Source organism: uncultured Arthrobacter sp., from assembly GCF_947495145.1.
GTDB lineage: Bacteria > Actinomycetota > Actinomycetes > Actinomycetales > Micrococcaceae > Arthrobacter_D.
Window position 1 is genome coordinate 89,572 of sequence record NZ_CANLXP010000013.1, and the last position, 10,256, is coordinate 99,827.

At 65.0% G+C, this 10,256-nt stretch carries 9 protein-coding genes; 7 read left to right on the forward strand and 2 right to left on the reverse strand.

Annotated features, from left to right (window positions below):
* Nucleotides 1-104: 104 nt before the first annotated feature.
* From Q0877_RS11235 to manA, 4 genes are read left to right on the forward strand one after another with little or no spacing between them, the layout of a single operon-like run.
* Complete coding sequence (locus Q0877_RS11235) at nt 105-1,229, forward strand: 5-(carboxyamino)imidazole ribonucleotide synthase (protein WP_299167826.1); 1,125 nt, start codon at nt 105-107, stop codon at nt 1,227-1,229.
* Nucleotides 1,230-1,264: 35 nt separating this feature from the next.
* Nucleotides 1,265-1,843, forward strand: coding sequence for a 5-(carboxyamino)imidazole ribonucleotide mutase (gene purE, locus Q0877_RS11240; RefSeq protein WP_299167829.1), 579 nt, complete (start codon nt 1,265-1,267; stop codon nt 1,841-1,843).
* A complete protein-coding gene (locus Q0877_RS11245; protein ID WP_299167806.1) occupies nt 1,840-3,480 on the forward strand; it encodes an LCP family protein in 1,641 nt (546 codons plus the stop codon). The genes purE and Q0877_RS11245 overlap by 4 nt, the downstream gene beginning before the upstream one ends.
* Before the next feature lie 16 nt (nt 3,481-3,496).
* Nucleotides 3,497-4,861 carry a mannose-6-phosphate isomerase, class I gene (manA, locus tag Q0877_RS11250; protein ID WP_299167807.1) on the forward strand — a complete coding sequence of 455 codons (1,365 nt, stop codon included), beginning with the start codon at nt 3,497-3,499 and terminating at the stop codon, nt 4,859-4,861.
* Here manA and Q0877_RS11255 read toward each other — a convergent pair.
* Together Q0877_RS11255 and glpX are read right to left on the reverse strand one after the other, a co-directional pair.
* On the reverse strand, nt 4,806-5,918 hold the full coding sequence (locus Q0877_RS11255; RefSeq protein WP_299167809.1) for a peptidoglycan bridge formation glycyltransferase FemA/FemB family protein: 1,113 nt from the start codon (nt 5,916-5,918) through the stop codon (nt 4,806-4,808). The genes manA and Q0877_RS11255 overlap by 56 nt on opposite strands.
* Before the next feature lie 260 nt (nt 5,919-6,178).
* Entirely contained in the window at nt 6,179-7,216 is a 1,038-nt protein-coding gene (gene glpX, locus Q0877_RS11260) for a class II fructose-bisphosphatase (RefSeq protein ID WP_299167810.1), read from the reverse strand.
* 103 nt (nt 7,217-7,319) lie between these two features.
* On the opposite strand from glpX, the gene Q0877_RS11265 reads away from it, so the two are divergent.
* From Q0877_RS11265 to Q0877_RS11275, 3 genes are all read left to right on the forward strand, one after another.
* Nucleotides 7,320-7,910, forward strand: coding sequence for a DUF4245 domain-containing protein (locus tag Q0877_RS11265; RefSeq protein ID WP_299167811.1), 591 nt, complete (start codon nt 7,320-7,322; stop codon nt 7,908-7,910).
* Nucleotides 7,911-7,989: 79 nt separating this feature from the next.
* Nucleotides 7,990-8,604 carry a carbonic anhydrase gene (locus Q0877_RS11270; RefSeq protein WP_299167812.1) on the forward strand — a complete coding sequence of 205 codons (615 nt, stop codon included), beginning with the start codon at nt 7,990-7,992 and terminating at the stop codon, nt 8,602-8,604.
* Nucleotides 8,605-8,640: 36 nt separating this feature from the next.
* Nucleotides 8,641-10,068 carry a class II fumarate hydratase gene (locus tag Q0877_RS11275; RefSeq protein ID WP_299167815.1) on the forward strand — a complete coding sequence of 476 codons (1,428 nt, stop codon included), beginning with the start codon at nt 8,641-8,643 and terminating at the stop codon, nt 10,066-10,068.
* The last annotated feature ends 188 nt before the right edge of the window (nt 10,069-10,256 follow it).

Here is a 10,256-nt window from a genome sequence, read left to right on the forward strand (position 1 = left end):
CGGTTGCGAACTGGTCACAGCAGGGAGACCCCATCGGCAATAGGTACCCTGAAGGGGTGACTTTTCCCGTAATTGGTGTGGTGGGCGGCGGCCAGCTGGCCCGGATGATGGCACCTCCCGCCGTCGAACTTGGCCTTGAACTGCGAGTACTGGCGGAAGGCCCTGAGGTTTCAGCGGTATCCGCCGTGGCGAATGCCCCGGTGGGCGATTACACCGACCTGGAGGACCTGACGGCGTTTGCCAAGGGCGTCAACGTCCTCACCTTCGATCACGAGCATGTTCCCGAACAGCACCTGCGTGCCCTTGTGGAGGCCGGCGTCAACGTCCAGCCGCATCCCGACGCGCTGCGCCATGCCCAGGACAAGCTGGTAATGCGTGCGGCCATCGACCGGCTGGGGTTGCCCAATCCCCGCTGGCGCGCTGTCGCGTCGGTCGAGGAGCTGCGCGATTTCGGTGAGCAGACCGGCTGGCCGGTGGTCCTGAAGACTCCGCGGGGCGGCTATGACGGCAAGGGGGTGCGGATTCTTGATTCGTACGACGACGCCGCGCAGGCAGCAGACTGGTTCACCGGTTCAGCGCTGCTCGCCGAGGAAAAGGTGCCCTTTACCCGCGAACTGTCGGCCCTCGTTGCCCGTTCGCCGCAGGGCGAGGCACGCGCCTGGCCGGTGGTCCACTCGATTCAGGTCAACGGAGTCTGCGACGAAGTGATCGCACCGGCCCAGGATCTGCCCCCGTCCCTGGCGCGCGCCGCCGCCGAAGCAGCACTGCGGCTTGCCGAAGAGCTTGGAGTCACGGGCGTCATGGCAGTGGAGATGTTCGAGGTGCCGGGTAGCGAGCCCGGCTTCCTGATCAATGAGCTCGCCATGCGTCCGCACAACTCCGGTCACTGGACCATGGACGGCGCTGTGACCGGCCAGTTTGAGCAGCACCTGCGCGCTGTTCTCAACCTTCCGCTCGGGGACACATCGCTCGCCTCCGGCGTTGTGGTGATGAAGAACATTCTCGGCGGAGACAACGCCGAGCTGTATAGTGCCTATCCGACGGCGTTGCAGGCAGAGCCCGCCGCCAAAATCCACACTTACGGCAAGAGCGTGCGGCCCGGCCGGAAAATCGGCCATGTCAATGCCATTGCCCTACCCGGTGACACAACGGCACAGGTCAGGGAACGCGCCGAGCGTGCCGCGGCAATCCTGCGGGACGGCCGCGATCCCCGGAAGGAAACATCGTGAACAACTCCCCCGCCGGCGCCCTCGTGGGCCTGGTCATGGGCTCGGACTCGGACTGGCCCACCATGGAGGCAGCCGCTCTCGCACTTGAAGAGTTCGGCATCCCCTACGAGGCCGACGTCGTCTCCGCACACCGCATGCCCGAAGACATGGTGGCCTACGGGCGCGAGGCCGCCGGTCGCGGCCTCAGGGTGATCATTGCCGGTGCCGGCGGCGCCGCGCACCTGCCCGGGATGCTCGCGTCGCTGACTCCACTTCCCGTCATCGGCGTTCCGGTGGCTCTCAAGCACCTCGACGGAATGGACTCGCTCCTCTCGATCGTGCAGATGCCGGCCGGAATTCCGGTCGCCACTGTTTCGGTAGGCGGCGCGCGCAACGCCGGGCTCCTGGCCGTCCGCATCCTCGCATCCGGGGAAGGCGAGCTTGCCCGGGAGCTCTCCAACAAGCTCAACGAATTCGCGGCAGGACTACGGCAGACCGCACTGGGCAAGGGCGCGAAACTGCGCGAACGGACCGGGGCGCGGAACGCCGGCAGCGAAGGCCGGGGCAGCGCAGAGTCAGTCCGCGAGGGTGAAGGCCCGGTCAGCGCAGGTTCAAGCAGTGAAGGCGGCGCATGAGCCGGGCGATTCACCCTGGGCGCCCTGACGAACGGACCATGCTCACTGATCCGGTGCGCTACCCGGAGTCGGCTCCGTCCGGCATCCGTACCAAGCGCGCCTTCCTGCTCCTTCTACTGACGCTGGTGCTTCCCGGCGCGGCACAGGTGGTTGCGGGAGACCGCAGGCTCGGCCGCAGGGCGCTCCGCGTGACCTTCACCGTGTGGCTCCTGGTGATTGCCGCCGTTGTGCTGGCTTTGACCAACCGGACTCTGCTGGTGAGCCTGCTCACCAATGAAGTGTTTTCCCTGCTGCTGATCGCTGTGCTCGTGGTTCTGGCGGTCGGCTGGGCGCTGCTGTTCCTCAATACCCTGCGGATCATCCGCCCGCCGCTGCTGGACCGCGGGATGCGCCCTGCCGTTGCGGCATCGCTCGCCGTGCTGATGATCCTGACCAGCGGCGGGCTGGGCTACGCCGCCTACCTGCTCAACGTGGGTCGCAGCACGTTCGGCAACATTTTCCAGGCCGGCCCCGCGTTCGACCCGGTTGACGGGCGGTACAACTTCCTCCTCATGGGCGGCGACGCCGGCGAGGACCGATTGGGACGCCGTCCCGACAGCATTTCGGTGGTCAGCGTCGACGCCGCAACGGGGGCGACCGTCACCTTCAGCATTCCCCGCGACTTCCAGAACGCACCGTTCTCCGAAGGCTCCCCGCTCTGGCAGGTCTGGCCTGACGGTTACAACTGCGGCAACGAATGCATCATCAACAGCTTGTACCCGGTGGTCAGCCAGGAATACGCAGATTTGTACCCGGAGTCCCAGGACCCGGGCGCTGAGGCAATGATGGACGCAGCAAGCGGCATCCTCGGTATCGAGGTGCAGGCGTACATCCTCGTGGACATGGCCGGGTTCGAGCAGCTCATCGACGCGATGGGCGGCATCAGGATCGACGCCGGCGGCTGGGTTCCCATCACGTCCACCGAGATTCCGGGCACTAGCCCCAAGCGGTACAACCCGCCGTCGGCCTGGATTGAGCCCGGCGTACAGACTCTTAGCGGTTATGAGGCACTCTGGTACGCCCGTTCGCGTGAGTACGCCACCGACTACTCACGCATCCAGCGCCAGCAGTGCGTCCAGGCGGCGATGATTGCCCAGCTCGATCCCGCCACCGTGCTCACCCGCTTCCAGGAGATCGCCGCTGCGGGTACGCAGATTGTGGAGACCGATCTTCCACGTGACCAGCTGGGCAGCTTCGTCGACCTTGCCCTCAAGGCGAAGAATCACGACGTCGGCCGCCTCACCATCGGCGCACCCGACTTCGGTGAGCCCGGAGACCTGTTCTCGACGTACCCCAATATCCCGCTGGTCCACGAGCGGGTGCAGGAGACCCTGAACGCTGCTTCCGGTGAAGCCGCTGCGGCGGGCAGTCTCGAGGTGGACCGGGCCGGTCTCGTCGAGGCTTTGCCTTCGCAGACCGTCTTGCCGGCGCAGAACGTGCTGCCTTCGCAGACCGTGCTGCCTTCGCGGACCGTCTTGCCGGCACAGAACGTCCAGGGCGAGATCACGGTAGATTACCTTCACCAGCTCGCCGTGAACCAGGACTGGACCACGCTCGAATCACTGTTGGCCGATAACGGGGAATGCAGCCCCGCCTAAGGAACGGACACCGCCGATGTACCAGCTGGACAACCCGTTGCGCCCCTACGACTGGGGCTCCACCACGGCCATTGCTGAGCTGCTGGGACGGACGCCGTCCGGTGGCCCTGAGGGCGAGCTGTGGATCGGGGCCCATCCCGACTCGCCCTCCACAGTGCTGGGACACGGGGACTCGGGCACTTCGCTGGTTGAGCTGATCGCGTCCGACCCAGACCGTGCCCTAGGTGCCCCCACCCGCGAAGCGTTCGGGGACCGCCTGCCGTTCCTGATGAAGGTCCTCGCAGCGGCGGCGCCGCTCTCGCTTCAGGTCCACCCCAGTCCGGAGCAGGCACGCAAGGGCTTCGACCGGGAGAACGCCGCGTCCGTCCCGCAGGATGCGCCGCACCGGAACTACCGCGACGCGTTCTCCAAGCCCGAACTGATCTTCGCGCTCACCGACTTCGACGCACTGTGCGGCTTCCGCCCGCCAGCCGAGGCTGTGCAGATTTTCGAAGGCCTCGCAGAACTGGCTGGGCAGCGACAGGGGTGGGCGCCTGCGATCCTGCCCTCCGTCGTCGCCGACCTCGGTATCCCGGACGAGACGGCTGCCCTGCGCGAGGCATTCACCCGGCTCCTCACCAGCGAGGCCGAGGCCCGGGCCGCCGTCGAAGCGGTAGTGGAAACGCTTGAGGCTGCTTCGCCCGAAGATTCTCCGCTTGAGGATTCACTGCTCGGTTCCGCGGCCGCTACGGTGCTGCAACTCAACGGACACCACCCGGGCGATCCCGGTGTGCTGGTCGCCCTCCTTCTCAACCGGATCACGCTGAAGCCGGGCCAGGCGCTCTACCTGCCCGCGGGCAACGTGCACGCCTACCTCGAGGGGCTCGGCGTTGAAGTCATGGCGTCCTCGGACAACGTTCTGCGCGGCGGGCTGACCACCAAGCACGTCGACACCGGCGAACTCCTGAAGACCGTCGAGTTTGCGCCGCTGGACCTTCCGCTGATCAATCCCGAATCGACCCCGCTGGGCCAGGAGCTGTACTGCCCGCCGTTCGACGAGTTCCAGCTCCAACGGCTCGAACTCCCGGTCTCTTTCGGCGACGACGCCGTCTCAGCCGACATCCCGATCGCCCAGAACGGGCCCGCTGTGGTCCTCGTGGTGTCCGGAACGGTTGTGCTCGACTCCCCCAAAGGCGACCTCATCCTTCACCGCGGTCAGAGCGCGTTCATCCCGGCGAATGAATCACCGGTGATGGCGCGGCTGGCCTCGGACACCTCGGACAGCACAGACGACGACGGCGGCACCGCCGTCGCCTTTGCAGTCACCGTGGGTGCCGCCGGAGATTCTAATCCTGGCGGGTTGGGGCCTGTGCGCGGCCGGCGCGAAGAGACGCTGCCTTAGCCTTCAGTGCCGGCAGGGCTTTCGTCCGGATGAACGGCAGGGCCTCGCTTCGGAGGGTGCTCACCGCACTGCGGGCCGTCGAGAGTCCCCGGCGGGCAAGGGGCATCGCCGTGGCATAGGCGGGATAGAGCGGCGACAGCGGCTTGTCCCAGGTGCCCAGGAGCAGGTTCTCATGTTTTGCCCAGCCCATCTTGAACTTTGAGACGCCGTCGTTCAGGAGTCCGTTGAAGTCATATCGCTCGACTCCGCGCTCCTTCATTTCCCGGATGGCAAGCCACTTCAGCGCGTAGTTGGCGCGGAGCCGCTCGCCCTCCTCGGTCATGCCGCCGTACAGCTCGAACGCGGTGGAATCGCTTGCCGACAGCCAGAGGAACGCCACCATGGTGTTCCCCTGGAACGCGGCGTAGACGGGCGAGGCTGCACCGAGATTGTTGAAGATGTCGAGGTAATAGCGGTCCTCGTGGATACCGAAACCTGCACGTTGAGCCGTTTCCCGATAGACCTTCAGGCAATCGGACAGCTCATCCCGAGTCACCTCCCGGAACTCCAGCTCTTCCCGTCCGGACTTGCGGATGTACTGGCGGTGCTTCTTCGACATCTCCGCCAGCAGCTCTTCCTCCGTCAGCTTCAGGTCGAGGATGAGCGTACGCGGTATGAGAATGGTGTTCTGGGTGGGACGGAACCCTGCAGCGGTCACGGCATTGGCGAATTCCGACTCGGCATCCCAGTCCGGCTCGATGTTGAGTACGGTGCCTGCGTACGCCTCGCGGGCATAGCGGGCGAGCGCCTCGAGTACCTCCCGGGCATCTTCGGCGCGGCATGCCGGTCCGCGCGGAATGTAGACCAGGGCACGGAACGGCAGCGGCAGTCGTCGAATCAGGATCTGCGCGCAGGCAACGGTTTCGTCGTCGCGATTCAGGAGAAGCCGTTCGGTCCGCCAGCCGTGGTCGGCCTTCGTCTGCCCCCACCCCCACAGCTGCTGCGGGTGACCATTCAGGCGGTTGACCGCAGCATCCCATTCGGGCGCGTTCCAACACGGAGCAATGACGAGGTTCATGGGGCTAAGCCTATCGGCAGGGTCCCGATGCGAGCGCAGCGAGCGTCGGGGGGCCGATAGGCGCTACTGGCCGAGGGGCCTGCGCCGAGCGCCAGCGAGGTGTGGGAGGGCAGCAGGCGCTATCGGCAGGGGGACAGACGTCCCGATCTGCTCAGGTTTCCATGCATTGTCGCGACCCTTGTATCCACCGAGCTCAGAAAGGACTGGGGTGTTTGCATGGGGTCGACGCAAAAGCTGAGCAGATCGGGACGCCGCAGAGGCTAGCTCAGACGCGCGTAGCTCTCCCACTTATGCGCCTGGTGTTCGCCGTCAACCACGCGGATGGTGCCCGACTTCGAGCGCATCACGATCGACTGCGTCAGCACCTTGCCACCGGAGTAGCGGACGCCACGCAACAGGTCTCCGTCGGTAATGCCGGTTGCCGCAAAGTAGCAGTTGTCGCTGGTGACAAGGTCATTCGTGGAAAGCACGCGCTCCAGGTCGTGACCGGCGTCGAGCGCTTTCTGCTTCTCGTCGTCGCTGGTGGGCCACAGCCGGCCCTGGATCACGCCTCCCAGCGACTTGATGGCACAGGCTGCGACAATGCCTTCGGGAGTTCCGCCGATACCCATGAGCGCATCGATGTCGGTGCCTTCGCGTGCGGCCGCAATTGCACCGGCCACATCGCCGTCCATCAGGAACCGGGTGCGGGCACCGGCGTCGCGGATTTCCTGGACAAGTGGACGGTGCCGGTCGCGGTCGAGGATCATCACGTTGACCTGGTTGACCTTCTTGCCCTTGGCCTTCGCAATCAGGTGCAGGTTCTGCTTCACGGGCAGGCGGAGATCCACCATGTCCGCAGCTTCCGGACCGGTGACCAACTTCTCCATGTAGAAGACGGCCGAGGGATCGAACATGGTGCCGCGCTCAGCCACAGCAAGGACCGCAAGCGCGTTGTTGATGCCCAGCGCAGTCAGCCGGGTGCCATCGATGGGATCAACCGCGACGTCGCACTCAGGACCGCTGCCGTCACCCACATGCTCACCGTTGTAGAGCATGGGCGCCTCGTCCTTTTCGCCCTCACCGATAACCACGACGCCGTTGAAGTGGACGGTCGAAAGGAGCGAACGCATGGCGTCAACGGCCGCGCCGTCGGCCTTGTTCTTGTCACCGAACCCGACCCAGTGCCCACCGGCGATGGCTGCCGCTTCGGTGACGCGCACCAGCTCGAGGGCGAGGTTGCGGTCCGGCTCGTCATCCCCGACTGCGAGGGCGGGAGAAAGGGTGGAATACTGCGCGTTTCTTGCGGTGTCGGACACGTTTACCTCATCGTTGAATTAGCGGTGACTCTTCCGCAATCATAGTGCGGCGCCGCCGTCGGGCCATTTCCGTGACGCGACAGGCGTAAGCGACAATGGTTCGGTGAGCAATACCCAGGAGAACCAGCAGGAAGCACCGGCCACCCCGGTGCTCACGGCCAAACAGGCAAAGCGCGCCAACGCGTCGTCCATCGGCATGTTCATCGCCACCGCAGTCACGCTGGGCCTGGTTCTCTTTGTCGTACTGCTGAATCCCACCCACACAGCCGAGACCTACACGCGCGACGTCGACGTCGCCACTATCGCCTCGCAGGCCGAGGACACTGCCGGATACCTCCCCGTCGCTGCTGAGCTGCCGGACGGCTGGACCGCCAACTACGCCCGCTGGACCGGAACAGCGTCCGACGGCGTTGCCTTCTGGGAAGTGGGATATCTCACCCCGGAGCGGCAGTTCATCCAGGTAACACAGACCAACAGTGCAAACCCCACCTGGCTCTCCCAGCGCCTTGAAGGCGCTGAGCCTTCCGGGCAACGCGTGATCGACGGCGTCACCTGGGAACTGCTCGACAGCACCTCCGGCGACGCGTTCCTCACCACCGAACAGGACGGCTACACGCTCATCCTGAATGGCACGGCCGACCTTGCGCAGTTCGACGTTCTCGGCGGCGCGGTTCTGAACGCACTGGACGGGTAGCCCTCGCAGGTCAACCAGGCGCAGCTCAACGTGGTGTCACCTTCGGTGGACAGGAAATCCTTCGCAGTACAGTAAACCCGTGACCACTCAACTGACTCCCGCTGAAGCCTGGCAGAAACTGCGCGAAGGGAACGGACGGTTCATCTCCGCCTCCTCGTCCCACCCCAACCAGGACGCTTCCCGACGAGCGTCGCTGGTGAACACCCAGGATCCGTTTGCGGTCATCTTCGGTTGCTCAGACTCCCGCCTCGCAGCCGAGATTATTTTCGACGTCGGACTAGGCGACATTTTCGTGGTCCGTACGGCGGGACAGGTGATCGACGACGCCGTGCTCGGTTCGCTCGAATACAGCGTCAGCGTGCTCAACGTTCCGTTGATCGTGATTCTTGGACACGACTCCTGCGGCGCGGTCACTGCCACTGCACAGTCCGTCGAATCCGGCACCATGCCTCCGGGCTTCATCCGCGACCTCGTTGAGCGCATCACCCCGTCCGTGCTGACGTCCCGCCGCAACGGGGTGGACGACATCAACGGCATGGTCGAAGAGCACATCCGGCAGACCGGCCAGCGGCTCGTTGACTCTTCCCGCGTCATCGGGGACGCCGTCGAGAAGGGGACCACCGCCGTCGTCGGCGTTACCTACCGGTTGGATGAGGGCAAGGCCGACGTCGTTTCGGAGCTAAGCAGTCTTTGATTTGTGGCGCATTGCGCCACAGGCGAGAATTGGCGCATGACAATCGATTCCCAGGCAAACGTCGACTACCGCATTGAACACGACACCATGGGCGAGGTCCGGGTTCCGGCGAACGCCCTCTACCGTGCACAGACCCAGCGCGCCGTAGAGAACTTCCCAATCTCCGGCAAGACGCTTGAGCGGACCCATATCGAGGCCTTGGCACGGATCAAGAAGGCGGCAGCAACGGCCAACGCTGAACTGGGCGTGCTCGACGAGGAGCTTGCCCGCGCCATCGAAAACGCTGCCGATCAGGTTGCGTCCGGCAAGTACGACGGCGACTTCCCCATCGATGTGTTCCAGACCGGCTCAGGAACGTCCTCCAATATGAACACCAATGAGGTGCTCGCCGAGCTCGCAACGCGCGCGCTGAAGGATGGCGGCAGCGACAAGGTGGTCCATCCCAATGACCATGTGAACGCCTCGCAGTCTTCGAACGATGTGTTCCCGACGTCGGTTCACGTCGCGGCGACCTCGGCGCTGATGAACGACCTGATCCCTGCGCTGGAGTACCTCGCGGCGTCGCTTGAGCGTAAGGCCGAGGAGTTCGCCGGCGTCGTGAAGTCGGGACGCACGCACCTCATGGACGCCACGCCGGTCACCCTTGGACAGGAGTTCGGCGGCTACGCCGCGCAGGTCCGCTACGGCGTCGAGCGCATTAACGCCTCCCTCCCCCGTGTGGCTGAGGTTCCCCTCGGCGGCACCGCCGTCGGAACCGGTATCAACACCCCGGCCGGCTTCTCCGCCCGCGTGATCGAGCTCCTGGCCGAAGACACCGGGCTGCCGCTCACGGAGGCTCGCAACCACTTCGAGGCGCAGGCCAACCGGGACGGGCTCGTTGAGGCATCGGGGCAGCTGCGGAACATCGCGTACTCGTTCATGAAGATCAACAACGACCTGCGCTGGATGGGATCCGGCCCCAACACCGGTCTCGGCGAGATCGCCATCCCCGATCTACAGCCGGGTTCATCCATCATGCCGGGCAAGGTCAATCCCGTGATCTGCGAGGCGGCCATCATGGTCGCCGCCCAGGTGATCGGCAATGACACCACCATCGCGCTGTCCTCGACCAACGGCGCGTTCGAGCTCAACGTCGGCATTCCGGTCATGGCCGCCAACCTGCTCGAGTCCATCCGCCTGCTCGCCAACACCAGCCGGGTGATGGCGGACAAGATGATTGACGGACTCACCGCCAATGAGGAGCGTGCCCGCTTCCTCGCCGAGGCGTCGCCGTCGATCGTGACGCCGCTGAACAAGTACATCGGCTACGAGAACGCCGCAAAGATCGCCAAGAAGGCCGTGGCCGAGGGGCTCACAGTCCGGGAGGCCGTCGTCGCGCTCGGGTATGTTGAGCGCGGTGAGTTGACGGAAGCGCAGCTGGACGAGGCGCTCGACGTGCTCTCCATGACGCGCCCGCCGCAGTAAGCACGCGCGCAAAAAGCGAGGGTCCCTCATGGATGCAAAATCCACAAGGGACCCTCGCTTTTCACGTTCCCAAACCCCCATGAGTTGGCAGGACACACCCCTTATAGCGGGGGCAAAGTCATATGGTCGAAGCAACGCTCTGATTGATGGAGCGTTTGATGGTCAAGTTGTTTCCTGTGAATGCGCGT